Genomic DNA, 25,111 nt, shown 5'->3' on the forward strand with positions numbered 1-25,111 from the left:
CGGGGCCGGGGCCGGGGCCGGGGCCGGGGCCGCCGGCGCCTTCGCCGCCGCGGCCTGCGCGTCGGCGGCCGTGCGCCGGGCGCCCTCCTCCAGCGCGGCCAGCCGGGCGCCCGCCTCCTTCGCGAAGGCCCCCGACGGGAAGCGCGAGAGGAAGGCCTTGATTTCCAGCGCCTGCCGGCTCTCCTTCACCAGCGCCCACATGGCCTTTTCCAGGGCCGCGTCACCCGACTCGGGGGCGGCGGCCGGCTTGGGCGTGAGGAAGTAGAAGTCCCCCTCCAGCGAGGTCGACTCCCACGGCACCTGCTTGCCCTGCGAGTCGCGGCGCACATTGGCGCGCACCCGCTTGAAAACATCCTCCACCTTCGCGCCCGGCTCACGCATGGCCTGCAGCAGATGCTGGGTGTACAGGCCGTTGCCGCCCTGCCCGTCGCTGGCCACCGAGCCGGGCGAGGTGGCGAACGCCACCAGCGTGCCGACCGGCGCGTCCATCTGCGCCAGGCCCTGCTGCGCGCTGCGGAAGCTGCGCGCGAACGGGTTGTTGCGGCAGGCATCGAGGATCAGGAGGTTGGTGCCGTTGCCGGCCGCGTCCATCTTGTCGAGGACGGCCTGGGCATCGACCGCCGAATAGGCCACCTCGTCCTCGCGCTCGATCGAACCGCCCACCGGGATCAGGTAGTTGCGGCCCTTGATCTGCATGCCGTGCCCGGCGAAGTAGAAGACGCCGACGCCGCCCTTGCGCAGCTCGTCGCCGAAGCCGCGCACCGCGGCGAGCATCTCCTTCATGTCGGCGTTTTCGCGCAGCGTCACCGCGAAGCCGCTGTCACGCAGCGCCTGCGCGATGGCGCGCGCATCGTTCACCGGGTTGGTGAGCGGCGCATCCTTGTAGCTGGCGTTGCCGATCACCAGGGCGACGCGACGCGCGGCCGAGGGCGCGACCACGGGCGCCGGCGGCGCCGGCAGGGCGATCACCAGGTTGCGATCCGCCCCGGCCCCTGGCGCGTTCTGCGCGGGCACCGGGATGGCGAGGCCGGCGCCGGCCAGCAGGGCCAGCGCGGCGCGGGTGACGGGCCGCAGGCGGGCGGCCGGGACTCGGGCTTGCATGCCTCGGGATTCTAGGGCCGGCCGCCCTCTCCGTGGTCAATTTGACTTTTGTACAACGGAATCCAAAACAAGGCCGTTCCGCTCGGAAGCCGCCAACTTCCGGTGTATGGACGAGCCCGCTTCCCAGCGGATCGCCCCCGGGCCATCAGGCGCGCTCGAAGATCGCCGCGATGCCCTGGCCGCCGCCGATGCACATGGTGACCAGCGCGTAGCGGCCGCCGATGCGCTGCAGCTCGTACAGGGCCTTGGTGGTGATGATCGCGCCGGTCGCGCCCACCGGGTGGCCCAGCGAGATGCCCGAGCCGTTGGGGTTGACCTTGGCCGGGTCCAGGCCCAGCTGCTGCGTCACCGCGCAGGCCTGCGCGGCGAAGGCCTCGTTGGACTCGATCACGTCCAGGTCGTTGATCGACAGGCCGGCCTTCTCCAGCGCCTTGCGGGTCGCCGGGACCGGGCCGATGCCCATCACCTTGGGGTCGACACCGGCGTGCGCGTACGAGACGAGGCGACCCAGCGGCTTGAGGCCGTGCGTCCTGACGGCCTCGCCCGAGGCCAGCACCACGGCGGCGGCGCCGTCGTTGATGCCGGAGGCATTGCCGGCGGTGACCATGCCGCCCTCCTTCTTGAAGGCCGGCTTCATCTTGGCCAGCACCTCCATCGAGGTGTCGGCCTTCACATGCTCGTCGACCTCGAAGTTCACCTCGCCCTTGCGGGTCTTGAGGACCACCGGGACGATCTGCTCCTTGAAGCGGCCGGCGGCGATGGCGGCGGCGGCGCGGGTGTGGCTCACGACCGCGAGCTGGTCCATCTGCTCGCGGGTGATGCCGTAGGCCTCGGCGACGTTCTCCGCGGTCACGCCCATGTGGATGCGGTGGAACGGGTCGTGCAGGATGGTCAGCATGTAGTCCTGCAGCTGCATGTCGCCCATGCGGGCGCCCCAGCGGGCGGCGGAGGACACGTAGACGCCGCGCGACATGGCCTCGGCGCCGGCGCCCACCGCGACCTGGGTGTCGCCGAGCAGGATGGACTGGGCCGCGGACACGATGGCCTGCAGGCCCGAGCCGCACAGGCGGTTCACGTTGAAGGCGGGGACCTCCTGGGCCAGGCCGGCGTTCATCGCGGCCACGCGGGACAGGTAGGCGTCGCGCGGCTCGGTGGGGATCACGTTGCCCATGACCAGGTGGCCGACGGCATCCAGCGGGGCGCCGCTGCGCTCCAGCGCGGCGCGCACGGCGGTGGTGGCGAGGTCCGACAGCGGCGTGTCCTTGAGGGATCCGCCGAAGGTGCCGATGGCGGTGCGCGCGGCGGCGACGACGTAGACGTCGGTCTGGGGCATGGTGTCTCCTGGTGGGTTTGCGGGTGGCGGCGGCCCTGCCCGGACCGGCCGTGCGGACCATTGTGCGGCCAAACCTGACACGCATCCGACACGCCCGGCCGCTGCCTCCCGCTTAATCCAAAGGTCCTCACCAGGGTGGGCCGATGGCCACGCGTCCCGGGGCCTCCTAGGGCCGGCCCCGATGGTGATTACACCGATGGAGGCGGTGCCGCGGGCTTCCTAGGATCGGGCGCTCGGCCACCGGCCATGAATGCATCCACCAGTCCACCAGGGAGCACGTACCGCATGCGCATCGCCACCTTCCAACATGCAGGCCGCCGCCACGTCGGCCTGGTCTCGTCCGACGGCCGCCAGGTCTCGCCCCTCGCCCTCACGGCCGAGGCCGCCGCGCGCGGCGCCCTGCCCCTGGTCGAGGCCAGCGCGCGCGGCGAGCCGATGCCGGCCACCGTGGGGGCGGCCCTGGACATCGCCTCGGTCCGGCTCGAGGCCCCGCTGCCGGTGCCGCGCCGCAACGTCTGGTGCGTGGGCCGCAACTACCACGCCCATGCCAAGGAGCTGGCCACCTCGGTGTTCAAGGACAGCGCGGCCAACGTGATGGAGTGGCCCATCGTCTTCACCAAGGTGCCCGAGTGCGTGGTCGGCCCGCATGACGACGTCCACCTGCCGGGCGCCGCGATCTCCGACCAGATCGACTACGAGGCCGAACTCGCGGTGGTGATCGGGCGCGGCGGCAAGAACATCGCCAAGGCCGACGCCATGGCCCATGTCTGGGGCTACACCATCGTCAACGACGTCACCGCGCGCGACGTGCAGATGCGCCACCAGCAGTGGGACATGGGCAAGTCGTTCGACACCTTCTGCCCGATGGGCCCCTGGCTGGTCACCGCCGACGAGGTGGACGGCCTGAACACCCGGGTGCGCTGCTGGGTCAACGGCGAGCTGCGCCAGGACGGCCCCACGGCCAACATGATCTTCGACATCCCCACGCTGATCGAGACCATCTCGCGGGGCATCACGCTCTACCCCGGCGACGTGATCGCCACCGGCACACCGGCCGGCGTGGGCATGGGGCTCAAGCCGCCGAAGTACATCCAGCCCGGCGACCGCATCCGCGTCGAGATCGACGGGATCGGCGCCATCGAGAACCGCTTCGTCTGAAAGGAACCCGCATGCGCATCGTCCGCCAGGCCATCGTCCTCGCTGCAGCCCTCGCAGCCGCCACCGGCGCCTTCGCCCAGGCCGACTACCCGAACCGGCCGGTACGCATCATCGTCCCCTTCGCCGCCAGCGGGCCGGCGGACAACTACGCGCGCTTCATCGGGCAGCGGCTGTCCGCGGAGCTCAAGCAGTCCTTCGTCGTCGAGAACAAGCCCGGCGCCGGCTCCGTCATCGGCACCGCCGAGGCGGCGAAGGCGCCGGCCGACGGCTACACGCTGCTGATGATGTCCAACACGCACACGGTGAACGAGACGCTGATCCCCAGCAAGCCGTTCAAGCTGATGCAGGACTTCGTCGGCGTGGCGCCGGTGAACTACTCGGACCTGATGCTGGTGGTGCACCCCTCGGTGCCCGCGAAGACGCTGCCGGAGCTGATCGCGCTGGCCAAGTCGCGCCCCGGCAAGCTCAATTACGCCTCCTCGGGCAACGGAACGCCCTACCACATGGCCGGCGAGCTGTTCAAGCACCTGGCCGGGGTGCAGATCACCCACGTGCCGTACAAGGGCAGCTCCGGCGCGCGCACCGACGTGGTCGGCGGCCAGGTGGAGATGATGTTCGACGCGGTCACCACCATGACCCAGATGGCCAAGGACGGCCGCGTGCGCGGCCTGGCCACCACCGGCCTCACCCGCTCCGCGCCGGACATGCCCACCGTGGCCGAGACCGTGCCGAAGTACGAGGCGACGATCTGGCTCGGCCTGATGGCGCCCAAGGGCACGCCGCCGGCGGTGGTGAGCAAGCTGAACGAGGCCGTGCGGCGCATCGTCAACGCGCCCGACGTCAAGGCCGCCTGGGCGCAGCAGGGCGCGGTGCCGATGTCCATGACGGTGCCCGAGTTCGAGAAGTACCTGGGCGAGGACATCGCCAAATGGGGCGAGATCGTGCGCGTCTCCGGCGCCAAGCCGGACTGACGCGGCCCGCATGGACGCCCCGGTCTCCCTGACCGTCAACGGCCGGGCCTGCACCGTCGACGGCGACGCCGACCGTACCCTGCTGGACGCGCTGCGCCACGCGCTGGACCTGAAGGCCACGCGCCTGGGCTGCGGCCTGGGCCAGTGCGGCGCCTGCACCGTGCTCGTCGACGGCCGCGCCACCACCGCCTGCAACACCCCGCTGGGGTCGGTGGCGGGCCGCGCGGTGACCACGCTGGAGGGCCTGGGCACGCGCGAGTTACCGCACCCGCTGCAGGCCGCCTTCATCGAGGAACAGGCGCTGCAATGCGGCTGGTGCACCAGCGGCATGATCCTGCGCGCCGCGCAGCTGCTGCGCGAGGAGCCGCGGCCCGGCGAGGCCCGCATCCGCGAGGCGCTGGCCGGCCACCTGTGCCGCTGTGGCGCCCACCCGCGCATCGTGCGCGCCGTGCAGCGCGCGGCGGGCAGCCTCGCAGCGCCATGAGCCCGCTGCACCCCGAGAGCCTCACCCGGCACCCGCGCCTCGGCCAGTGGCTGCGCGTGGCGCCGGACGGGCGCGTGCTCGCCACCTCCGGCAAGGTCGACATCGGCCAGGGCATCTCGCACGCGCTCAGGCTGGTGGTGGCCGAGGAACTGCGCATCGACCCGGCGCAGGTGGCCATGGTGCCGCCCTCCACCGCGACCAGCCCGGACGAGGCGGTCACCTCCGGCAGCCTGTCCCTGCAGCACTCCGGCAGCGCCCTGCGGGCCGCCGCCGCCCACCTGCGCGAGGCCTGCCGCTTGCGCGCGGCGCAGCGCGCCGGCGTGGCCGCCGGCGCCGTGCAGCTGCAGGACGGCCTCTTCGTCGCCGGCGCGCAGCGCCTGCGCTACGCCGACCTGGCCGACCAGGCCCTGCTCGCCTCGGCCATCGACCCGGCCCATGTCGCGCCCCGGTCGGGCCAGCGCAGTGCCTTCGGCGGCAGCCCGCGCGAGGACATCGCGGCCAAGGTGTTCGGCGAGTTCCGCTTCCTCCATGACCTCACGCTGCCCGGCCTGCTGCACGGGCGCGTGCACCGCCCCGACACGCTGCGCGCCCGCGTCGACGAGGCGGCCTGGACCGCCCTCGCCCCGCGCCTGCCCGCCCTGCCTGGCGTGGTGGCCGTCGCGCGTGACGGCCTGTTGGTCGGCGTGCTCGCGGCCACGGCGCACGCGCTGGAGCGGCCGGCCCGGGCGATCGCCCAGGCCGCGCTCTGGCACGGCGAGGCCGAGGTGCCAGCCGGTCCCGGGACCGCCGCCTGGCTCCAGGCCCAGCCGCTGGAGACGACCCCGATCCTCGACCAGGGCGAGGCGCCAGCCGCCCCCGCCCGCCGCTTCCGGGCAGCCTACGGCCGCGGCTGGCTGCAGCATGCCTCGGTGGGCCTGTGCTGCGCCCTCGCCCGCTGGGAGAGCCCGCCGGAGGGCGCGCAAGGGGGCGCGCAAGGGGGCGAGCGCCTGGAGGTCTGGAGCCACACCCAGGGCATCTTCAACCTGCGGCGCGACCTGGCGCTGGCCTTCGGGCTGGCCGAATCGCAGGTGACCGTGCACCACGCGGAGGGCGCGGGCTGCTACGGCCACAACGGCGCGGACGACGTGGCCTTCGACGCGGCCTGGCTCGCGCGCCATGCCGGCGGCCGGCCGGTGCGCGTCGAGTGGACGCGCCACCAGGAGATGGCCCACGCGCCCTTGGGCCCGGCGATGGCCGTGGAGGTGGACGCCGCGGTCGATGCGCAGGGCCGGCTGGTGTCCTGGCGCCAGGAGGTCTGGAGCCAGGGCCATGGCACCCGCCCCGGCCGCGGCGCCACGCCCAGCCTGCTGGGCGCGTGGCAGGTGGAGCGGCCGTTCCCGGTGCCGATGGCGGTGAACGCCGCGCTCGCGGTGGGCGGCGGCTCCGAGCGCAACGCGGTGCCGCCCTACGCCATCGGCCGCATCGAGGCGGTGAACCACCGCGTCCTGGCGATGCCGCAGCGCGTCTCGGCGCTGCGGGCGCTGGGCGCGCATGTCAACGTGATGGCCGCCGAGTCCATGATGGACGAGGTCGCCCGCGCCCTCGGCCGCGACCCGCTCGCCTACCGCCTCGCGCACCTGGCCGACCCGCGGGCCCGCGAGGTGCTGCAGGAGGCCGCGCGCTTGGCCGGGTGGGACTGCGACGCGCCGCAGCGCGGCGAGCGCCCCGAGGGCTGGGGCCGCGGCCTGGGCTTCGCCCGCTACAAGGGCACCGGCGCTTACTGCGCGGTGGTGGCCGAGATCGAGGTGGACGACGCGGTGCGCCTGCGCCGCCTGCACATCGCCGCCGACCTGGGCCTGGTGGTCCACCCCGATGGCGCGCGCAACCAGCTCGAGGGCGGCGCGCTGCAGGCCGCGAGCTGGACGCTGTGCGAAGCCGCCGACCTCACCGCCCAGGGCATCGCCTCCAGCGACTGGGAGCGCTACCCGATCCTGGGCTTCGCCGACCTGCCGGCCCTGCACACGACGATCGCCGACCGGCCCGACAGCCCGTCGCTGGGCGCGGGCGAATGCAGCGCCGGCCCGACCGCCGCCGCCATCGCCAACGCCATCCATGACGCGCTGGGCCTGCGCCTGCGCGAGATGCCCTTCACCCCGCAGCGCCTGCTGGCCGCCGCGCACGGCGCCTGAGCGCCCATGAACCTCCAACGACAAGGAACCCCTTCCCCATGACCACCGTCCACGTCCTGAGCGGCGGCGCCGCAGCCGCCGTCGTCAAGGGAGTCCAGGCCCGCTTCGAGCAGGAGACCGGCGCGCGCATCGAGGCCACCTTCAGCGCCGTCGGCCAGATGCGCGACCAGCTGGTGGCCGGCGCGCCCTGCGACCTGGTGATCCTCACCCGCCCGCTGGTGGCCCAGCTCGTGGCCGATGGCCATGTGGTGGCGGGCACCGAGCGCTCGCTGGGGCTGGTGGCTACCGGCATCGCGGTGAGATCCGGCGCGCCGCGCCCGGCCATCGACGACCGCGAGGCGCTGGCCGCGGCTTTCCGGGGCGCCCGCGCGATCTACCACCCGGACCCGGACAAGGCCACCGCGGGCATCCACTTCATGAACGTACTCAAGGCGCTCGGGCTGGACGCCGAACTGCGCGAGCGCCTGCGGCCCTTCCCGAACGGCGCGACCGCGATGGCGGCCATGGCCCGGGCCGACACCGACGACGTGATCGGCTGCACCCAGGAGACCGAGATCAACTACACGCCCGGGGTCGACCTGGTCGGCTCGCTGCCCCGGGAGTTCGAGCTGTCCACCGACTACACGCTGGGCGTGTGCACGAAGGCGAACGCGCCGGACCTGGCGCAACGCCTCGCCGCGCTGGTGGCGGGCGAGGCGTCGGCCGGGATCCGGCGCGCGGGCGGCTTCGTCTTCTGAAGCCGCCGGGGCGGGCTGCGCTTACGCGGCGTACGGCGCCCAGTAGTAGGTGCTGATGGTGGGGTTGTAGCCCGGGTTGGCGTAGCGCGCCTTGTACAGCTTGCCGCCGTACGAGACCACGCTGCCCGCCGCGTAGTACTGGCCCATCACCCAGTTCGGGTAGGTCACGACCGGGGCCGGCGCCGGCGCAGGGGCCGAGCAGGTGGTCAGCGCCCAGTGGGTGGGCGTCCATTCCGGCGGCGAGTTCTGGTTGCCGGCGGTGGCCACGTAGGTGCGGCCCAGGCGGGCGACCTTGGTGCCGGCCACGTACCACTTCGCGGCGTCCCAGTTCGCACAGGTGGCGATCACCGGCGAGGCGATCGGCGCCGGGGCGGGCGACGGCGCAGGGGCCGGGGCGGGCGAGGCGCCCTGCGCGGTCTTGAAGATGTTCAGGAACTGGTAGTCCGACTGCACGACGCCGCTGTACTGGTCCAGCGGGGTGATGCCGGCGCGGTCCTGCGCCCGGTCACGCTGGAAGGCCCAGTAGGCGAGCAGCGCGGAGCCCTTGGACTTCACCAGGTCGGCCACCGTCTTCGCGTCGGCCAGGGTGAAGGTGGTCGGGTCGTCCTGCGTGCCGATCATGGGCGTGATGCCCATCATCGCGTTGATCTGCGCCGGGGTCTTGCCCGGGAACAGGCCGGCCATCTGCTTCTCGGTGGCGTTGTAGGTCATGACCACGGCCTGGCCCAGCGTCGAGGGCGAGACCATGGTGCGGATGTTCTCCGGGCCGAAGGTCATGGCCATCATGTTCACGATGTCGATGCGCACGCCCGCGGCGATGGTGCTTTTCAGCAGCGCCATGCCATTGGGCTGGATGCCGTTCAGCCAACCGGGCAGCGTGAACGAGGTCTTCACGTTCGGGTACTTGGCCTGCAGCCGCTTGAGGACGCGGTTGCGGCGCGCGGTGGCGTCGGTGTTATTGAGCTGGTGGCCCTCGATGTCCCAGTCGATGCGGTGGGCCTTGGAGTCGACCACGAGCTTGTCCAGGAGCGCGAAGAGCTGGTCGTCCGAGCAGGAGATTTCGGCATAGATGCCGTCGGCGCCGCCCAGCGAGACGGCGAGCGTGCCGCCGGCGGCCACGTAGGCGCGGGCGTCGGGCATGCGCTCGGTGAAGTAGGCGTCGAACGCGCAGGAGCCGCGGGTCACGCCGAAGGCCAGGGTGGCGGCGTTCATGCCGGCCTTGTTCTTCGCGTCGACCATGCTGCCGCTGGCATAGCCCTGGAAGTAGGGGCCGACCTCGGTGGCGGCGGCGGCCTGGCCGGCGCACACGGCGGCGGCGGCGAGGACGGTGGCGTGGATCGCGTTCTGGGCGGCAGTTCGGAAAGTCTTGGAGGCGAGGCGGAATGGCATTCGGTACAGGTCTCGAAAAAGTTCAGACAAAGCTCCGCCCGGCCGACCCACCGCGGCTGTTGCGGCGGTCGTGCTTGAAGGGGCGATGCGGTGAAACGCTGCTGGCTGTCGCGGCGGGGGCCGCGCTGTCATCGGGGACGCCAGTCAGCGATGGGAGGGACTGTAGTAGGACGCGTCCGACATCGTGTAGGCAGATGTTGATGGGCTGTAAGCGGATGGCTCAGCGCTTACACCTCATCCCTGGGCGTGCCCCTGCCGGGGCCGTGCAGCGGCGGATGAACTTACGGGCCGACACCCTGCTGATGAGCTTTCCAGTCGCCCGAGGGGATGGGGACGAGGCGCGCGGTGCCGACATAGAGGTAGGCCCAGGCCCGCACCGGCGCGCCCTCGCCGGTGTCGGCCTCGACCTCGCGGCGCTCGTAGAGGTTGTGCGGGTCGCCGGGGCCGAAGAACTCCTCGAGGGCGTCGAGGTCGCGCAGCGCCGCCGCGAGATCCGCCGGGACCATGAGCTCGCCGGCCACCACGCCGGCCCCTTGCGCGGGCGCGTCCCCGCCCTGCCCCGCCCGCGGCTCCAGCGGCGCCAGCATCGCGGGGTAGCCCTCGCCGGTGTCGAACAGGCGCCCGCGCACGCGCGCCGCCCGCACCCCGGCCAGGCCCAGGCGGGCGATCACGCGGTGGTTCGGCTCGCCCCGCAGGAGCGTGCCGTAGACGAAGAAGGCGCGGGGGTGGGCGGGCGGTGCGGTCGGCATGCGGCCGATGGTACGGCCGGGCCGGCGCCCTCAGAACCCGTAGAGGCGCGCCGGGTTGTCCACCAGCACCTGCTGGCGCAGCGCCGGCGTGGGCAGCCAGCGGGCGATGGTGTCGCGCAGGTCGGCGCTGGCGATGTCGCGGTAGCGGCTGGTCTCCAGCGGCCCCTTGCCCGGCTCGCGGTTGGTGTGGGGCCAGTCGCTGCCCCAGAGCACCCGCGCGGGGTTGACCTCGAGGAAGGCCCGGGCCACCGCGCTGACGTCGGCCCGGGGCCAGGCCGGCGCGATGCGGTAGGCCGCGGACAGCTTCACGTAGGCCTGGCCGCCGCGCACCAGCGCCAGCAGCGGCGCGGCCATCGGGTCGTCCAGCGAGGCCACCAGGGCGAAGTGGTCCAGGACCACCGGCACCGGCAGGTCGGCCAGCAGCCCGGCGAGCGGGCCGGTGGTGGCCGGCGTGGCGAACACCTGCAGGTGCCACCCCAGCGGCGCGAGCCGGCCGGCCCAGGCGCGCAGGCCGGCCTCCACCGCGCGCGGGTCGCGGATGCCGCCGCTCTCCATGTTGAGCCGCAGGCCGCGCACGCCGCGGGCATGCAGGCCGGCCAGGGTGGCGTCGTCCACGCCCGGGTCGAGCACCGCCACGCCGCGGCCCGCGCCCTGGAGTTCGTCCAGGGCCTCGAGCAGGCAGCCGTTGTCGGTGCCATAGAAGCTGGGCTGCACGATGACGGCGCGTTGCAGCCCGCAGGCGCGCAGGTGCGCCGCGAGCGCGGCGGCCGGCGCCGGGCCGGCGGTGTAGTGCCGGTCGGCCACCATGGGCCAGGCCTGCGGGTCGCCCACCACGTGGGTGTGGCAGTCGCAGGCACCGGCGGGCCAGGCGGCGGAGGCCGCGTGAGCGGGAGCGGGAACGGGAGAGGCCATGGCGTCGGGCGGGCCCGGGATCATGCCGCCAGCAGGCGCTGCACGAACGCGCGGCCGGTGGCGGCGGTGCCGAGCTGGCCGCCGACGTCACGGGTGCACTCGCGCGCGGCGATGGCGCCGGCCACCCCGTCCTCGATCGCCTGGGCCGCCTGGGCGAAGGCCGGCAGGCCCTTGCGCTGGCCGTGCCACCCGAGCAGCTGGGCGGCCGAGAGCACCAGGGAGAAGGGGTTGGCGATGTCCTGACCCGCGATGTCGGGCGCGGAGCCGTGGGCGGCCTGGCCCATGGCATGGTCACGGCCGGCGTTGAGCGAGCCGCCCAGGCCCAGGCTGCCGGAGAGCTCGGCGGTGAGGTCCGAGAGGATGTCGCCGAACATGTTGGTGGTGACGATCACGTCGAAGCGCTCGGGCGCGCGCACCACGTGGGCCATCATGGCGTCGACGATGAAGTCGTCCACCCGCACCTCGGGGAATTCGCGCGCCACCTGCTGGCACATTTCGATGAACATGCCGTCGCCCAGGCGCAGCACGTTGGCCTTGTGGACGATGCTCACGTGCCTGCCGCGGGTCATGGCCAGCTCGAAGGCGCTGCGGGCGATGCGCTCGCAGCACTCGCGGGTGATGCGGCGCAGGGACACCACCACGTCAGGCGTGATCAGCATCTCGCTGCCGCCGGAGGCGATGTTGCGGTCGGCGTAGAAGCCCTCGGTGTTCTCGCGCACCACCACCATGTCGAACGCGCCGACCTTGTTCGGCAGGCCGGGGTAGGTGCGCGCGGGGCGGATGTTGGCGTACAGGTCCAGTTCCTTGCGGAAGAACTTGGACGGGTTGATCTCGCCCTTGGATTCGTCCTTGAACTCGTAGGTCGCGGTGGGGCCGAGCATCAGCCCGTCGGCGGCCCTGACCTTGGCCAGGAGCGCCGGCGTCACCGTGGCGCCGTGCTGCCTGAGGCTGGCATGGCCGGTGATGTCGTGGTCCAGCTCGAGGCCGAGGTGGAAGCGGCGCGAGGCGGCCTCGAGCACGTCGACGGTGACCGCCATGGTTTCGGGGCCGATGCCGTCGCCGGGAAGAACAACGATTTTCATGGTGTGCGTGGGGATGGGGGTGGGGTGCGTGGGGATTGTCAGTCGACCTGGGCGCCGGTTTCCTTGACCAGGCGCGCGTACTTGTCCATCTCGGCGCGCACGAAGGCGGCGAAGGCCTGCGCGGACATCGGCGCGACGGCGCTGCCGTCGGCCTCGAGGCGGGCATGCAGGTCGGCCTCGGCGATGGCCTTGTTCACCTCGGCGTTCAGGCGGTTCACGACCGCGTCGGGCGTGTCCTTCGGCGCGAAGTAGCCGCCCCACAGGCTGAACTCGAAGCCCGGCACCGCGGCCTCGGCCACCGTGGGCACGTTCGGCAGCGCGGCGAGCCGGCGCGAGGAGGACACCGCCAGCGCCTTGACCTTGCCGCCCTTGACGTGGGGCATGATGGCCGAGGCGCTGGAGAAGAAGAACTGCACCTGGCCCGCGATCAGGTCGGTGATCGCCTGGCCCGCGCCCTTGTACGGGATGTGGACCATCTCGGTGCGGGTGCCCAGGGCCAGCGCCGCCGCCGCCAGGTGGCCCGGCGTGGCCGTGCCGGAGGAGGCGTACGACACCGAGCCCGGCTTGCTGCGCGCCAGCTGCAGCAGCTCGGCGAGCGTGTTGTACGGGGCCGCGGCGGGCGCGGCCAGCACCAGCGGCGCGTTGCCCACCAGGGCGACGGGGCGGAAATCCGCCAGGCTGTCATAGCCCGGGTTCTTCATGGCCGAGCGGTTCACCGCGACCTCGCCGGTCTGCCCCAGCATCAGCGTGTAGCCGTCGCCGCGGGCCTTGGCCAGCAGGCGGGCGCCGAGCGCACCGCTGGCGCCGGGCTTGTTGTCCACCACCATCGGCTGGCCGAGCGAGCGGGCCAGGCGCTCGCCGACGATGCGCGCGAACACGTCGCCCTGGCCGCCGGGGGCGTAGGGAACGATCACGGTGATGGGGCGCGACGGGTAGTCGGCCTGCGCGTGGGCGGCGCCGGGCAGGCCGGCGGCGGCCCAGGCCGCGCCGGCGGCGAGCAGCTGGCGGCGGTTCAGGAAGTTCGGAGCAGGGGTCATCTCGGGGGCTCTCAGGCTCAGGGTGATCTCAGGGTGATCTCAGGGGACTGGGGAATCAGCGCAGTTGCATGCCGGGGTGGCGGGCGACGGCGGTCCAGGCGGCCAGCTCGCGGGCCAGCTCCTGGCCGAAGGCGGCGGGGGCCATGCGCAGCGGGTCGGCGCCCTCGCCCACCAGCCGGCCGCGCACCGGCTCGGCGGCGGCCGCCTCGTTGACCACGCGATTGAGCGCCTCGACCACGGCCGGCGGCGTCTGCGCGGGGGCGAGCACGCCCCACCAGGTCGTGACCTCGAAGCCCGGCACGCCGGCCTCGGCCATCGTCGGCACCTGCGGGAACAGCGGCGAGCGGCGCGCGCCGGTCACGGCCAGCACCGGCAGCTTGCCGTCCTTCACATGCGGCAGGATGGTGGGCACCGTGGCGAAGAACAGGTCGATGCGCCCCGCCAGCAGTTCCACCGTCGCCGGGCCGCTGCCCTTGAACGGGACATGGGTCATGGCCAGGCCGGTCTTCTGGCGGAACATCTCGCCGGCCAGGTGGTTGATGCTGCCCTCCCCGGCCGAACAGAAGTTCAGGCCCTGGGGGCGCGCCTTTGCCGCGGCCATCAGCTGCGCCAGCGTGCCCACGCCGCTCTGGCGCGAGGCCACCACCAGCAGCGGGCCGCGCCCGATCATGGCCACCGGCGCGAAATCCTTCAGCGGGTCGTAGGGCAGCTTGCCCGCGGTGGCGGCATGGGTGGCGAAGGTGGAGGTCGCCAGCAGCAGGGTGTGGCCGTCCGGCTTCGCCTTGGCCACCGCGTCGGCGCCCAGCGCGCCGCCGGCGCCGCCGCGGTTCTCCACGATCACCGGCTGCCCGAGCTGGTCGGCCATCGTCTTGGCCAGGTCACGGGCGATGCTGTCGGTGCCGCCGCCGGGCGCGAAGGGCACGACCAGGGTCACCGGGCGGGCCGGGAAGGCCTGCGCGCCGGCGCCGGCGTGGGCACCCAGCAGGGCGATGGCCGCGAGCGCGCCGGCCAGGCTGCGTCGGAACAGGGGCATGGTTGAAGTCTCCTTGGGCACGCATCATCGGCCGCCCCGCTTTCGCTGTAAATTGCAAAGATCCTGTGGATTGATACGAAACGCACATGAATATCGACCTCGACGGCCTGCGCGCCTTCGTCGCCGTCGCCGACCTCGGCAGCTTCCGCGCCGCTTCCGAATCGCTGCACCTGTCGCAGCCTGCCCTGTCGCGGCGGGTGGAGAAGCTGGAATCCGGCCTGGGCTTCCGGCTGTTCGACCGGACCACGCGCAAGGTCGAACTCAACGCGATGGGTCGGCACTTCATGCCGCGCGCGCGGCATGTCCTGCACGAGCTGGAGGGCGCGCTGCTGGGGATGACCGACCTGTCCGACCGCCTGCGCGGCCAGGTCACCGTGGCCTGCGTGCCCTCGGCGGTGGGCAGCTTCATCGCGCAGGCGCTGAAGGACTTCCATGCGAAGTTCCCCCGCATCCGGGTGCGGCTGGTGGACGACGCGGCGACCGACATCCTGCCGGCGGTGGCGCGCGGCGAGGCGGACTTCGGCGTGACCTACCTGGGCACGCAGGAGCCGGACCTGGAGTTCGAGCCGCTGCTGGAGGAGGACTTCGTGGTGGCCTGTCCCCGGGGCCACGCCCTGGCCAGACGCCGCCACCTGCGCTAGTCGGAGCTGGCGCAGCACGAATGCATCCTGCTCGCGCCGGGCACCGGCAACCGCCTGCTGATCGACCAGGCCCTGGCCGGGCGCGACCTGGCCCTGCCCTGGGCCTGCGAGGTGCGGCATGTGCCGGCGGTGCTGGACCTGGTCGAGGCGGGCCTGGGCGTCGGGCCGGTGCCGCGCTTCGCGGTGCCGGCGGGCAGCGGGTCGGCGCTGGCCGCGATCGCGCTGGTGGAGCCGCGCGTGGTGCGCACGATCGGCGTGATCCGCCGCCGCGGCAAGCCGCTGCTGCCGGCGGCGCAGGCCTTCCGGGAGCTGCTGGCGAAGCGCGCGCGCGCCCGGGGGAGGTGAGGCGCACGCCGACGGAAACATCGCGCCACCACGGATCAAACTCTATAGGTTTACAGCGGATCCAAAAACCAGCTATTAAATATAATGTTTTCTAATCGATAACGATAAAGGTCGAGCGATGGCGATGCGAACGCTGCGGTGCACCCTTTCACTGCTCCTCCTGTCTGTTGCGAGCAGTTCCGCATGGGCGATCTACAAGTGCGCAGGTCCAGGCGGCCGGTTGACCTTTCAGGAGGTCCCGTGCCAGCAGGGTGGCGAAAGGCTGGACATCCGGCCCGCAAGTGGCTCAAGCCCCTTGGTACAGGCAGACGGCCCTGACAGCGCGGCAAGTTCTTCTGGCCGCCCGCGCCAGACCGAGGCCCAGAGAATCAATGCTGCGACCGAGCTGAGCCAACGTCAGCGGCGCGGGCGAGAGATCGAGGAAATACTGATTCCGGACGTCGAGCAGCGCTCATCAAGCCTACGTGCCCAGTGCGATAGAGAAATGGCGGCTTTGCGCAATCGCAAGCAGTCTGCCGCGAACAACCTCGCCGGCGCCACCTGGGAACTGTCGCTATCCAGCGAGATGTCTGCCGTCGCGACGCGCTGCGATACCAAGCAGCGGGAGATGGCCCTGGAGCGCGAGAACCTGCTGAAGGAATGCTCAAGCACCGGCAGTTGCCGGAGGTGACCGGCAGGAGCCTTCGTTCGGGGGAGCGAACCGACGCCCTCGCGATGCCTCGCTGAGCCCCATGCCGGCGCACCTCGGCACCCGCCACATCGGTTCGTGGGAAACGCGAACAACAAAAAAGCGCCCGCTGGAACCAGGGGGCGCTTTCGCTGCGTGCCTTGCGGCGCTTGGAGATGCTCCGAAATGCTTTCAAGTGATGGTGGGTGGTGAGGGTTTCGAACCCCCGACCCCCGCCGTGTGAAGGTCGCGCGCGCAGCGAACAAGCCACAACTTTAGCGCAACGCGGCAACAAAGCATACCTCCGCACTATGCGCCGAGGCAATGTGGTCCAGTAGTGGCCTCCGAGTCAGTAGGCGCGCATCGTCAACGCCATCGGGCCGTATCGGGTTGCGATGTGGGTCGCGAACGCCTGACCCCACTCTGTAATGTATACCCGTCCACCTTCAAAACGGATGAAGTTGTCCCTCGTGAGAAAGCTGAAGAAATCGGCTTCAGGTGCCGGATTCACACCCATCGATCGGGCGACGCCTCTGTGCTCGTCGTAGAACACATGAATGTTTTCCTTGGTATCACCGGTAGCAGGCACTTGAGACAGAGCGTGAATCAAACGGACCTGAGTCCCAAAAATCAAATTGAAAACTGATTCGTACTTTGCCAAGGTCCACCAACGAAGAATCTCGGCCTTCGCACGAGTCGGGTCGCTGCTGTAGTGAGCCAACCAATCGACCCGACCCCCCTGATGCGACGGGCCAGCATCAGCCTGGGGAGGCAAATCGCTCGTACTCAGCACCGTGGTCGAAGCGATCGCCGCAACGGAGGTTGGCTCATCACCCGGACCGTGTGGTTCATTTGGGGTAGGAAGCGAGCCACGCTGAGCTTGACGCTCTGCGGGAGTAGTGTCTAACCTTCCTCCCCACCCTTCGATTGACTTGATCCGCCCGATCAGCAAATGCAAACTCCCGCGGAAAACAAGAAGGAACACGATCACCGTCACCATCGAGAGGAACGGCCACGCAAGAAACAATCTAAGGTACTCAAGGAGTACCGCCCAATCTACATAACAGTGCTGAGTCATTTGGCCTCCAACGCCTGGATAGCACTAAGTCGTCGCCTTCTTCATGCAACGCGTAGGCAATTGAGAAGACGCCATTGATGGTTCAGCGGCGTCTAAATTTTGTGCGACGGGAGCGTAGCACCTGGTGAGTTTGAATGTTCGCTATCTGAGCGAGAAAGTGGCTGACTGGATATAGCGCTACACAGCGCGCATAGGACCCAGCAGAGCCTTACCCCACAATAGAGGTCGCCAAGTTTAAGGCGAGCGACCGCGATCAGCGAGATTCAGGTAAGTGCAAATCAACATGGTCTTGCGAAGCCGAGTCCATCGCGACAGACTACAACCGAATAGCCGCCTCCGGAGCGAATATGAGCCCATCAGAAAATGCATGGCTGATCAAACAAATACGCCACGCCCGAGCGATAGACAAGGATCTTCTTGATTTACTTAAGAAGAGAGATCATCTGGACGCCGAAGTTTTAGATGCCCTCGCAGAGAGGATCCACAACGGCGCAAATATCGTCCCTTGGGAGCTTCCTCCGTTCATAACAAAATTCCGCGCTACTTCTGTTTTTGATGCCGTAAAGTCCCAACTGAAGACCGGCTACGGTACCGAACTGGCAGATTTGTATGGCAATGGATTCGGGTCTAGCGAGGAGGAATCCTTCATCGCAACGACACTCGACCGTATCGGCCTTGAGTTAAGGGCAGAGCGAACGAATCTTGTAGAAGCACTCAAACTTCGAGGCAGTTCATCATCCCTCCCCTACTTGCTCGCGCTAGAGCATGACCTGGCTGCCGCTGCGGGCGTGAAGTCGTTAGTGGCCGGATCAACACCTGAAGTATTCGGCTTCGACCAGGCGACTGTCAGGCTAGGAGCGAACGCTCATAAGGAGTTGCTTGGCTTAGTTCGCGAGGCCATACGCGCGATTGAGAATAGAGTTTCGTTTGAGCCGGAGTCCAGGGCGCAACAATCAAGGCATCAAGACGAAACTGTCATACCCGAGCAGCAAGATGCGTCAGCGGTTTCAATCACCCCGGTCACGCCAGGGTTGAGAAATGCAGGTCGTATCGCGCACCACTTAATTGCCGCGCGTCAACTCCAGAGTGTGGATGCGGGAAGCGTTCTAACGAAGTGCCGAATGATCGCTGAAGCAATCTGCAAAGACTTGCTGCATATCACCACGGGAATCCGCTCGGGAAAAGAGGCCAATCGTCCAAGCGACTCCTTCTCGGACTCAACGCTGGAAGATATGATTTCGACAATCAACCGAAGGCGCCGGCTTCCGCCGCACGTTGAACCATGGCTGCGGTCACTTCAATACGCTGGCAACATTGGCGCTCACGATCAGACCACCAATCCTGACCAGCCGAATCTCAAATATTCGGCTCCATTTTTGGACATGGCCAATCACCTAATTGAGTGGTACTGCTCAGATTTGGATACAGGCTGGATAAACACCCCTCCAAACTTACCGCCAGGAAATCCGTGTGAAGAGGCCACCTAGAAACGACTGTAGTTGCGAACAGGTCGAATCGAATCCGGCTCTTTGATTCATATCGGTCGACGACATTTTCTCAACTCTGACCGCTGCCCTCCTCCGGCAACGCTTCTGCCCTCCACTCTCGCTCGGGTCAGACGGGAGTGATCACCCGGGTCTGCACCAAAGCTTGGAGATGGTCGTTCAACTGTGCCGGAATGCGGCCACCAGACAACAACACGCCGACCTCGATGTTCCGCTCCATTGCGTAGCCGGTGAGGTTCGCGCTGGTGATGAAGCACTTACGGCCATCGGCCACTGCGACCTTCGCGTGGACCCGCCCTTCGACGAATTCCGGGCCTTTGTCCCGCCAGGCATAGAGCTTCGCGAACGGGAGTGCGGCCTGCATTTTTCCCAGCGAATCGAACGACAAAACTCCGCCATGACCCTGCGCGAGCTCCAGCAACACCGACACCTCGACTCTTCGGTGAGCTGCAGCGGTGAGAGCAGCCACGATGCTCTGGACGTCATACGCGACGAAACTGGTGATGAATAGCGTTTCCTGAGCCGCGTTGATGACCTCCAACAGAGCTTGCTCAGTACGACGCGCGGAGACGAAGGGCGTCGTCGGTCCCGTCCACACCAACTCGTTCGACTCTCGGTTCGCCATCGTCGCCAGTGCATGACTGGCGCCCAAGAGCATCGACGCCAGTTCCTCACTGCCCACTGCAGACGCCTGCCAGGCCGCCAGCATCTGATCCACGAGGGCGGTGGCCGTCGGAGTCCCAACCAAACCAGCCAAGGCGACATCCGCTTTGCCAGGTTGGGTGCTGCGGATACGCGACGCGAGAGCCTGGGCCTTCTCGGGCGAGATCAAGGAAGCCACCGAAACGACAGCGTCCAAGAGCTCCTTCATGAAAGTGAGCTCGCAAAAAATGCCGCGTCGCTGCGCTCGAGGGTTGCTACCAGCAAAGACCTGTCGAGGTATCGATTGCCCGCTTCACAGGAGGTCTCGGCGACCAGGCTACAGGCGTGGCACGCAGCTGCATGGAGCGAGCGATCCTTTTCCGGATGATGCTCCGAGCACAGTGGATCCGAGGAGCAAATCGTGGCTCGGTTCAGTGCCTGCGTGAGCAGGCGCCCCAAGTTCTCGGGTCTACCCAGATCGACCAAGCCACCCAGCGTTCCGTCGGAGTCTGCCGCCGCCGTGTAAATCAAGAGGCCCGCTTGCCGCACTTCACCAGAAGTATCAGCATAAATACGTTCGCGAATGCTCGCGGCGTTGTAGCCGCACTCGAGGGCCAGCTCGCGTATGAGCAAATGCGAGAGGGTGTGGAGCATGGCGTATCGAATGCCCGGGTACCCCTGGTCGGGATCGAGTTTGCGCGCACTGCGCCAGCCGCGATGGCCACCAAGAAGCATCTGGTCCACCTGCTTGACCGCAGGGAGCTTCGCCCAAACCTCGAGGGCCTTCTCGTCGAACTGAATGAAGATCCCCTCCCCGTGCACTTGGCTGACCGGGACCCAGTCCGACTTGCCCCGTGACAAGTCAGCCATTTGAGGACGCTCGTTCGGATCGCTCGACTGCTCAGGCGCTTCGACACGGGTGAAACCGAGCAAGGCGTTGACCTCACGCAATCGCTCCAATAAAAGCACCCTTGCGATCTGCTTTCCAAAGGCTGGCGGCGTCCCGACCTTCTTGCTCATGAAGTACGGGTAGTCGGTTGGCGGATTCGCGTCCGTCAGTGCAGACCACTCTGGCCCTTTGATATCGGATTGGCCGACCGGCTCCTTCCCGCCGCCATTTCGCCGCGCTTCGATCGCCGACCAAATCGACGACGCCGAATGCTTGTCGATCCCGGGTAAAGCGCCCGTCTTCTTGAGTGTCTTGACCGTGAGGGCAACTTCAGCTTCCGAGTCCAAGTCGGCAAAGAAGTCCCAACCGTCCTGAACCATCTGGATCACCGGGTCCTGGGCCTGAGGAATCGCCAGAGCGGAAAGTGTGATCGGGAACCAACTGTTCGTCGCGCCCAGCAAGACCGCGCGAGGCTCCTCTTTGCACTCTGCGTCGAAATGATCGAGATGCGGATGGCGGCCGCGGCAACCCGGTAAATTGTCTTTGCCGGCCTTTCCAAACGCCTGAGCCAAGCTCCTCGATGCGCCACATTGATCGCACTTGACCCACAGGTTCTCGGTTTGGAGGGATGCACCACTTTCGAAAAATCGCAGCATCCCCTTGCATGCACTGCTTCCTCCATGGACGAAGTAATGCCAGGGAAAGTCGTCCAGGTGCCCGTCACGGCAAGCGAGCAAAAAACGCGCTGGCACTGCATCGGCGTCCTTGGCAGGCTGATCGCCTTTGGATCCTCTGCACCCCTTGTGAACGAATCGAGTTCGCTCGGGCCGAAACCGGTGCTCCTTGATCTCGAACAGCCCAGCATCGAAAGGCGACAGCAACCCACATTTCACACACCGCATCCACCGCGGGAACGGCCGGACGGGCACACCGATGTTGGCCTCTGCGGACCAAGGATCGACTGAGTCGCTCTTTTGGAAAGGCGGCATCCGAAGGCTATCGACCTGCGGTCCGAGCACTTTGCGCACGGCCGCCAGCAGACGCGCCTCCTGGACCGGCTGGCATCGATCTTTCTCCCATCGATCGATGCCGAGCGTGACCACCGACAGACTCGGTAGGTCGATCAACGCACCGGGCCCGTACGTCCACAGAAGCTGGCTGGGCCTGACCTCCCCCACCGGGGTCCTGTTACTCTGCATCATGCTCAATCCTCGTCTTTCGGCATTGGACGAGGCTTCCATTCTTGTTCGTCCTTGAGTTGCCCGACATTCATGATCAAGCGCACACCGGGTTCGACCTCACGCATGGACATCGGAACGGTCCAGTTGTCCCAGGGATGAATTCCGGGCGACTTGATGAGGGGCTTGATCGTCGGGGCTTGTTGACCGCGCTTTTCGTAAGCCAAGGTTCGGCCCGCGACGGCCGCTTCTTTTGCCCACTCGTCGGCACGCTCCTTGAGCTCTTGTTCTGCCAGGGCTTTGACGACCGGCGACTCGCTCACATTCCATGCGCGCTTGACGAGCATGCCGATCGCCTCGGCGACTTCGGCCTGATCAGACTTCTCGAGTTCCTTGGCGCCCTCGTTCGGACTGAAAACATCGTTTTCGAGTCGCATCAAACTCAGGAGTGATCCGGTCAACCCCCGATCCAGGGCCCTCGGAGAGAACGGCGTGACCGACTGGGCCTCGACGTGCTTGTAGAACGTCGCGTGGTAATGCTCGAATGTCTCGTAGTGCGACAGATCACGGGGGCGAGCCCAAGTGAGCACGGTGCAAACCAGTCCAGGCGAAGCGCGGCCCACTCGGCTGGTGGCCTGGATGTATTCCGCCGTACCTTTGGGCTGCCCATTGACCGCCATCAGTCCGAGTCTGTTGACGTCGACGCCGACCGAAAGCATGTTGGTGGCCAACACGATGTCGATGGCGCGAACTTCTTCTTTGCCCCATTGGGTGACGAATTTCCCCGCAGCTGGATCGAACTGAGCCTTGAATTTAACTTCGAGGTTGTCGAGGTACTTCGGAATGTCTTGACTGGACACGCGCGACGTGAGTTCGCGGATGGAGTTCACGTTTCGCTGTGCCAAGGCCGGCCGCTCCACCATACTCATCTGCACACGATACGACCGTGTCTGGACGTCATCTTCGGCTAGGCGCTTCATCCCACCCAACTCTCGCAGGGAGTTGAAGTAACCCACCATCGTCATGTAGGGGTCGGCTGCCTGGCCAAATCGATCGAACAGTGCCTGAGAGGCGGTGAGGAAAGCCGTGTAGACACGAATCAGCATCGCTGGTCGCGAGCTTCCGGGAGAGCACACCCCGATGTAGCGACGACCAGCGCGGGCTTGAATCGACCGCTGAACCGAAAAATAGTTGTCCTCGACGTCCAACCCATGAGGCGGGAACACCGACATCTGCCGCATGAAAACGTTGTTCACCTGCTCCTTGGCCTTGCGTACCGTCGCCGTGGAAGCAATGACCTTCGGCTTGATGGTCTTGCCATTCAGCGTCCAGCCACACAGCTCGTCTACCGCAGACTCGTATAACCCGACCATCGTTCCGAGCGGGCCGCTGATGAGGTGAAACTCGTCCTGAATGATGAGGTCAGGCGGTCGGATCGGGCTGATCGTCTTGGCCCTGACAAGTGGCAAGCCTTTGCCCGCGGGGTGATTGCCCGTGCAGTCACCATCGCGCCATAACAGCCCGTGACGCTCGCACTCTTGACCGACTCGACCAAACAAGGTCCGAACCTGGCCGCGCCAGGCCATCATGGCGAACTTGTCCACCGTGGCGATCATCATGGTCGGAGGCCGGTGATAGATCTCCTCGTCCACCGTGAGCACCGGTATTCCTGGATGGGGCTGCTTGCTGGACCTGCCTCGCGAGAAGTCGCATCGCCCCTTCTTGTCGCCGCAATACACCAAGGTACGCCCTCGGTTTCGGTCGACCTCGATGTCACGCCCCGGTGCGATTTCCGAGCCGCACCAAGGGCAACTGGTCAGTTGAGCCGGTGAGGCCGAACCTGCATGGTTCTTTCCGGGATTCCTGATGTCTTCGATGGCTCGATGGCTTTCCTCGGTCGATCCCGGTGTGACCTTGTTTCCAACCCACAGCCCGATGGAAAACGGCTCCTGGCCGAGCGAATGGTCGCCGCCAGCCAGCGCCTCGCGACGGAGCACCTCCATCGCGCAAATCAGCGCCGTGGCGCGCTGGAACTGTTGTAAGGTCAAAAGACGCAGCGTGTACCGCATGATCACGCTCAGTCCGCGCGATGCATCGTAGCCGCCCAACTTTCCCTGCAGACGGCGAATCGCCATGGTGAATGCGGCCACCCCCAGATACGCCTCGGTCTTTCCACCGCCCGTCGGAAACCACAACAAATCGGCATGTGCCTCCACAGGCTGCGAGCGATCTGGATGCGATGGATCGGAGATGGAAGGTATTGACAGCAACAGGAACGCGAGCTGGAACGGACGCCAACTCCGGTTCGTGGGGACATCAAACTCTTCAACAGTGACCTCACGACCGCGGCGCACCTCCAGCGCGTATTGGCTTCGTACCCGCTGAATCGCCATGGCGCGGTTGGCAAATCGGAAAGCCGCCAGGGCGTTGCGGTCATTCCGAAGAGTGTCTATGCCCTGCTGTAAGCGCGACTGAATCTCCTCACATCGAGCCATCGCTTTAAGAGCCTGCGCGTCATAACCGACCACATCCTTACCGATTCGGCTACGCTGCTCCGCAATCCACTCGGCATAGTCCTTGGTCAAAAGGCTCAGACCATCGACCAACTCGACGATGTCGAGACTGGCGAGGCGCTGCATGTCGAGCAGTCCGCTAGACACCATGTCCTTCATCGCCGGACGGTCGTCGGCATTCAGGCCGGGCGTCTCAGTAGCCTGGACCTCGTATTGCGGCAGCACCGTGGTACGCACCTCTGTGGCGAGGGTCACGTCATCGGACGTCACTGCATGCACGGCGACGCCATGACCCACCGCGAACTCCACACGGTTCCGATAGATCATTTCCAGCGACAACCGCTCTTCGTCCATCCCGTTCGCATCCAAAACGGGTCGCCGGCGAAAGATGGCGCGTTCGCGAGCCCCAGCCTCGGCTCTCACGATCAGTTCAGGCTGAAATAGCCATGCAGCATCCTTATTTGTTGGCGGCTCATCCTGCGCATTGACGAGGAACAGCGTCACCAAACGATCGCCGTTGGCGTTCTTTGCCCGAATCGATCCTTGAATTCGTATGGCTGGACGACTGACGTCAGGCGCTTGGTGAGGAATCACCCCTTCGGTCAGCGGCAAAACTAACTTTCCGCCGCACGGAATACGCTGCCAGACCTTGGCCTTCTGGCCGTTGGGACGCTGCACCTCATGCTCATCGCTCGGCACACGCTCATAGCAACCCCAGCTTGCTTCGACCTCGATCTGCTCCGCGTCACCGTCCACGCAGAAGGTGATACCAAAGCTGCTCGGCACTAGCGATTGATTACTGGCAGCGTCGATCTCGTCGCTAGAGTCGGACTCGGGCTCCACGCGCCCTGTGACTTTTCCGAATTCAGCACCGGGTTCATGCTGGCCAGCGAGCACCGGGTCGGCCGGCTCTTCGGTCTCTTCGCCGGCCATCGGCCCTTCCAGCCCCTCAATGCCTCCTAGAACGTCTTCACGTGGAGCGAGCTTTCCAACCAAATAGCGGTCTCGCACGCTCATATCCAGGATGCGCTCGTGTGGGCCGCCCGCAGGACCTAAGAGGTCGTCCATCACGGCCAGTTGGAGGAGCTCCCGGATGTAGGTTGGATCCTTGACTAGCGACACGCCATCGACGGTTTGGTGCATGGCCTTGGTTAACGCCAAGACAAACTCCTCCCACTGGAGGCGACCGACACTTCCCGACGAAGGTGGGAACAACGAGACGTTGGCGACTGGCACTGGGGCTTCGACAACGGACACCCGGTCGAAGTAGAGCGTCGTGTTTTCGAGATCGGAACGCACCTGCAGCACCCGTCCGACACGGCCGATCGCCCCGGCGGCGTTCAGCACCAGGACCCAATCATCCTCGGCGATGCCTGCGTACAGGGCGCGATCACCTTTCAGAACCAGGGTGTACGGTGCAAGCCTGAGATCGGTTCCGAGACCGTGGTCAAAGGCGATCCATGCGGTGGGGCTTCTACTTTGTATCTGTTTTGGCATGA

At 67.5% G+C, this 25,111-nt stretch carries 19 protein-coding genes and 2 pseudogenes; 9 read left to right on the forward strand and 12 right to left on the reverse strand.

The window, feature by feature from the left end:
• Together ACT80S_RS00005 and ACT80S_RS00010 are read right to left on the reverse strand one after the other, a co-directional pair.
• Positions 1-1,101, reverse strand: a 1,101-nt coding sequence (locus ACT80S_RS00005; protein WP_377411131.1) for a caspase family protein, incomplete at its 3' end; no start/stop codon positions are given.
• A 145-nt stretch (positions 1,102-1,246) separates the two neighbouring features.
• On the reverse strand, positions 1,247-2,434 hold the full coding sequence (locus ACT80S_RS00010) for an acetyl-CoA C-acyltransferase family protein (protein ID WP_377411134.1): 1,188 nt from the start codon (positions 2,432-2,434) through the stop codon (positions 1,247-1,249).
• A 285-nt stretch (positions 2,435-2,719) separates the two neighbouring features.
• Between ACT80S_RS00010 and ACT80S_RS00015 the strand changes: the two genes are divergently transcribed.
• Genes ACT80S_RS00015 through ACT80S_RS00035 form a run of 5 tightly spaced genes read left to right on the forward strand, consistent with a single transcriptional unit; the run spans position 2,720 to position 7,952 of the window.
• Positions 2,720-3,592, forward strand: coding sequence for a fumarylacetoacetate hydrolase family protein (locus ACT80S_RS00015; RefSeq protein WP_377411137.1), 873 nt, complete (start codon positions 2,720-2,722; stop codon positions 3,590-3,592).
• An 11-nt stretch (positions 3,593-3,603) separates the two neighbouring features.
• Positions 3,604-4,563, forward strand: a complete 960-nt coding sequence (locus ACT80S_RS00020; protein WP_377411140.1) for a tripartite tricarboxylate transporter substrate binding protein — start codon at positions 3,604-3,606, stop codon at positions 4,561-4,563.
• Positions 4,564-4,573: 10 nt separating this feature from the next.
• Positions 4,574-5,047, forward strand: a complete 474-nt coding sequence (locus ACT80S_RS00025; RefSeq protein WP_377411143.1) for a (2Fe-2S)-binding protein — start codon at positions 4,574-4,576, stop codon at positions 5,045-5,047.
• The gene (locus ACT80S_RS00030) at positions 5,044-7,215 is read left to right on the forward strand and encodes a xanthine dehydrogenase family protein molybdopterin-binding subunit (protein ID WP_377411146.1); all 2,172 of its coding nucleotides are present in this window, start codon (positions 5,044-5,046) and stop codon (positions 7,213-7,215) included. Before ACT80S_RS00025 ends, ACT80S_RS00030 begins: the two co-directional genes overlap by 4 nt.
• A gap of 38 nt (positions 7,216-7,253) precedes the next feature.
• Positions 7,254-7,952 (forward strand): molybdate ABC transporter substrate-binding protein, encoded by a 699-nt coding sequence (locus ACT80S_RS00035; RefSeq protein ID WP_377411150.1) that lies wholly within the window; start codon positions 7,254-7,256, stop codon positions 7,950-7,952.
• Between the two features lie 21 nt (positions 7,953-7,973).
• On the opposite strand, the gene ACT80S_RS00040 is transcribed toward ACT80S_RS00035, so the two are convergent.
• The 6 genes from ACT80S_RS00040 to ACT80S_RS00065 all read right to left on the reverse strand — a co-directional run bounded on the left by ACT80S_RS00040 (position 7,974) and on the right by ACT80S_RS00065 (position 14,154).
• Positions 7,974-9,341 carry a hypothetical protein gene (locus ACT80S_RS00040; protein ID WP_377411153.1) on the reverse strand — a complete coding sequence of 456 codons (1,368 nt, stop codon included), beginning with the start codon at positions 9,339-9,341 and terminating at the stop codon, positions 7,974-7,976.
• Between the two features lie 281 nt (positions 9,342-9,622).
• Positions 9,623-10,090 (reverse strand): gamma-glutamylcyclotransferase family protein, encoded by a 468-nt coding sequence (locus tag ACT80S_RS00045; protein WP_377411155.1) that lies wholly within the window; start codon positions 10,088-10,090, stop codon positions 9,623-9,625.
• A 30-nt stretch (positions 10,091-10,120) separates the two neighbouring features.
• Positions 10,121-11,002, reverse strand: coding sequence for an amidohydrolase family protein (locus tag ACT80S_RS00050; RefSeq protein WP_377411158.1), 882 nt, complete (start codon positions 11,000-11,002; stop codon positions 10,121-10,123).
• A gap of 20 nt (positions 11,003-11,022) precedes the next feature.
• Positions 11,023-12,084, reverse strand: a complete 1,062-nt coding sequence (locus ACT80S_RS00055; RefSeq protein WP_377411161.1) for an isocitrate/isopropylmalate dehydrogenase family protein — start codon at positions 12,082-12,084, stop codon at positions 11,023-11,025.
• A 38-nt stretch (positions 12,085-12,122) separates the two neighbouring features.
• The gene (locus ACT80S_RS00060; protein WP_377411164.1) at positions 12,123-13,121 is read right to left on the reverse strand and encodes a Bug family tripartite tricarboxylate transporter substrate binding protein; all 999 of its coding nucleotides are present in this window, start codon (positions 13,119-13,121) and stop codon (positions 12,123-12,125) included.
• Between the two features lie 55 nt (positions 13,122-13,176).
• The gene (locus ACT80S_RS00065) at positions 13,177-14,154 is read right to left on the reverse strand and encodes a tripartite tricarboxylate transporter substrate binding protein (protein WP_377411167.1); all 978 of its coding nucleotides are present in this window, start codon (positions 14,152-14,154) and stop codon (positions 13,177-13,179) included.
• A gap of 86 nt (positions 14,155-14,240) precedes the next feature.
• Here ACT80S_RS00065 and ACT80S_RS00070 point away from each other — a divergent pair.
• The 3 genes and pseudogenes from ACT80S_RS00070 to ACT80S_RS00080 all read left to right on the forward strand — a co-directional run bounded on the left by ACT80S_RS00070 (position 14,241) and on the right by ACT80S_RS00080 (position 15,810).
• Positions 14,241-15,140, forward strand: a pseudogene (locus tag ACT80S_RS00070) (LysR family transcriptional regulator).
• 124 nt (positions 15,141-15,264) lie between these two features.
• Positions 15,265-15,417 (forward strand): annotated as a pseudogene (locus tag ACT80S_RS00075) (DUF4124 domain-containing protein); the annotation flags it as partial.
• Positions 15,418-15,435: 18 nt separating this feature from the next.
• On the forward strand, positions 15,436-15,810 hold the full coding sequence (locus tag ACT80S_RS00080) for a hypothetical protein (protein ID WP_377412641.1): 375 nt from the start codon (positions 15,436-15,438) through the stop codon (positions 15,808-15,810).
• A 346-nt stretch (positions 15,811-16,156) separates the two neighbouring features.
• Here ACT80S_RS00080 and ACT80S_RS00085 read toward each other — a convergent pair whose 3' ends face one another.
• Entirely contained in the window at positions 16,157-16,885 is a 729-nt protein-coding gene (locus ACT80S_RS00085; protein ID WP_377411169.1) for a hypothetical protein, read from the reverse strand.
• Positions 16,886-17,232: 347 nt separating this feature from the next.
• Here ACT80S_RS00085 and ACT80S_RS00090 point away from each other — a divergent pair, with 347 nt between their 5' ends.
• Complete coding sequence (locus tag ACT80S_RS00090; protein ID WP_377411172.1) at positions 17,233-18,372, forward strand: DUF4145 domain-containing protein; 1,140 nt, start codon at positions 17,233-17,235, stop codon at positions 18,370-18,372.
• Between the two features lie 127 nt (positions 18,373-18,499).
• Here the strand turns inward: ACT80S_RS00090 and drmC are convergent, their stop codons facing one another.
• The 3 genes from drmC to drmA are packed head-to-tail and all read right to left on the reverse strand — an operon-like array spanning position 18,500 to position 25,109.
• Positions 18,500-19,261 (reverse strand): DISARM system phospholipase D-like protein DrmC, encoded by a 762-nt coding sequence (drmC, locus tag ACT80S_RS00095; RefSeq protein ID WP_377411174.1) that lies wholly within the window; start codon positions 19,259-19,261, stop codon positions 18,500-18,502.
• Positions 19,258-21,162 (reverse strand): DrmB family protein, encoded by a 1,905-nt coding sequence (gene drmB / locus ACT80S_RS00100; RefSeq protein WP_445323085.1) that lies wholly within the window; start codon positions 21,160-21,162, stop codon positions 19,258-19,260. Before drmB ends, drmC begins: the two co-directional genes overlap by 4 nt.
• The gene (gene drmA / locus ACT80S_RS00105; RefSeq protein WP_377411177.1) at positions 21,126-25,109 is read right to left on the reverse strand and encodes a DISARM system helicase DrmA; all 3,984 of its coding nucleotides are present in this window, start codon (positions 25,107-25,109) and stop codon (positions 21,126-21,128) included. The genes drmB and drmA overlap by 37 nt, the downstream gene beginning before the upstream one ends.
• Positions 25,110-25,111 lie beyond the last annotated feature (2 nt).

The sequence above is a fragment of the Ramlibacter sp. MAHUQ-53 genome, assembly GCF_052600055.1.

What these genes read in the sequence shown, in the direction of transcription:
- ACT80S_RS00010 (WP_377411134.1), bottom strand. Translation starts at nt 2,434, where the DNA reads ATGCCCCAGACCGACGTCTACGTCGTCGCCGCCGCGCGCACCGCCATC.
- ACT80S_RS00015 (WP_377411137.1), top strand. Translation starts at nt 2,720, where the DNA reads ATGCGCATCGCCACCTTCCAACATGCAGGCCGCCGCCACGTCGGCCTG.
- ACT80S_RS00020 (WP_377411140.1), top strand. Translation starts at nt 3,604, where the DNA reads ATGCGCATCGTCCGCCAGGCCATCGTCCTCGCTGCAGCCCTCGCAGCC.
- ACT80S_RS00025 (WP_377411143.1), top strand. Translation starts at nt 4,574, where the DNA reads ATGGACGCCCCGGTCTCCCTGACCGTCAACGGCCGGGCCTGCACCGTC.
- ACT80S_RS00030 (WP_377411146.1), top strand. Translation starts at nt 5,044, where the DNA reads ATGAGCCCGCTGCACCCCGAGAGCCTCACCCGGCACCCGCGCCTCGGC.
- ACT80S_RS00035 (WP_377411150.1), top strand. Translation starts at nt 7,254, where the DNA reads ATGACCACCGTCCACGTCCTGAGCGGCGGCGCCGCAGCCGCCGTCGTC.
- ACT80S_RS00040 (WP_377411153.1), bottom strand. Translation starts at nt 9,341, where the DNA reads ATGCCATTCCGCCTCGCCTCCAAGACTTTCCGAACTGCCGCCCAGAAC.
- ACT80S_RS00045 (WP_377411155.1), bottom strand. Translation starts at nt 10,090, where the DNA reads ATGCCGACCGCACCGCCCGCCCACCCCCGCGCCTTCTTCGTCTACGGC.
- ACT80S_RS00050 (WP_377411158.1), bottom strand. Translation starts at nt 11,002, where the DNA reads ATGGCCTCTCCCGTTCCCGCTCCCGCTCACGCGGCCTCCGCCGCCTGG.
- ACT80S_RS00055 (WP_377411161.1), bottom strand. Translation starts at nt 12,084, where the DNA reads ATGAAAATCGTTGTTCTTCCCGGCGACGGCATCGGCCCCGAAACCATG.
- ACT80S_RS00060 (WP_377411164.1), bottom strand. Translation starts at nt 13,121, where the DNA reads ATGACCCCTGCTCCGAACTTCCTGAACCGCCGCCAGCTGCTCGCCGCC.
- ACT80S_RS00065 (WP_377411167.1), bottom strand. Translation starts at nt 14,154, where the DNA reads ATGCCCCTGTTCCGACGCAGCCTGGCCGGCGCGCTCGCGGCCATCGCC.
- ACT80S_RS00085 (WP_377411169.1), bottom strand. Translation starts at nt 16,885, where the DNA reads ATGACTCAGCACTGTTATGTAGATTGGGCGGTACTCCTTGAGTACCTT.
- ACT80S_RS00090 (WP_377411172.1), top strand. Translation starts at nt 17,233, where the DNA reads ATGAGCCCATCAGAAAATGCATGGCTGATCAAACAAATACGCCACGCC.
- drmC (WP_377411174.1), bottom strand. Translation starts at nt 19,261, where the DNA reads ATGAAGGAGCTCTTGGACGCTGTCGTTTCGGTGGCTTCCTTGATCTCG.
- drmB (WP_445323085.1), bottom strand. Translation starts at nt 21,162, where the DNA reads ATGGAAGCCTCGTCCAATGCCGAAAGACGAGGATTGAGCATGATGCAG.
- drmA (WP_377411177.1), bottom strand. Translation starts at nt 25,109, where the DNA reads ATGCCAAAACAGATACAAAGTAGAAGCCCCACCGCATGGATCGCCTTT.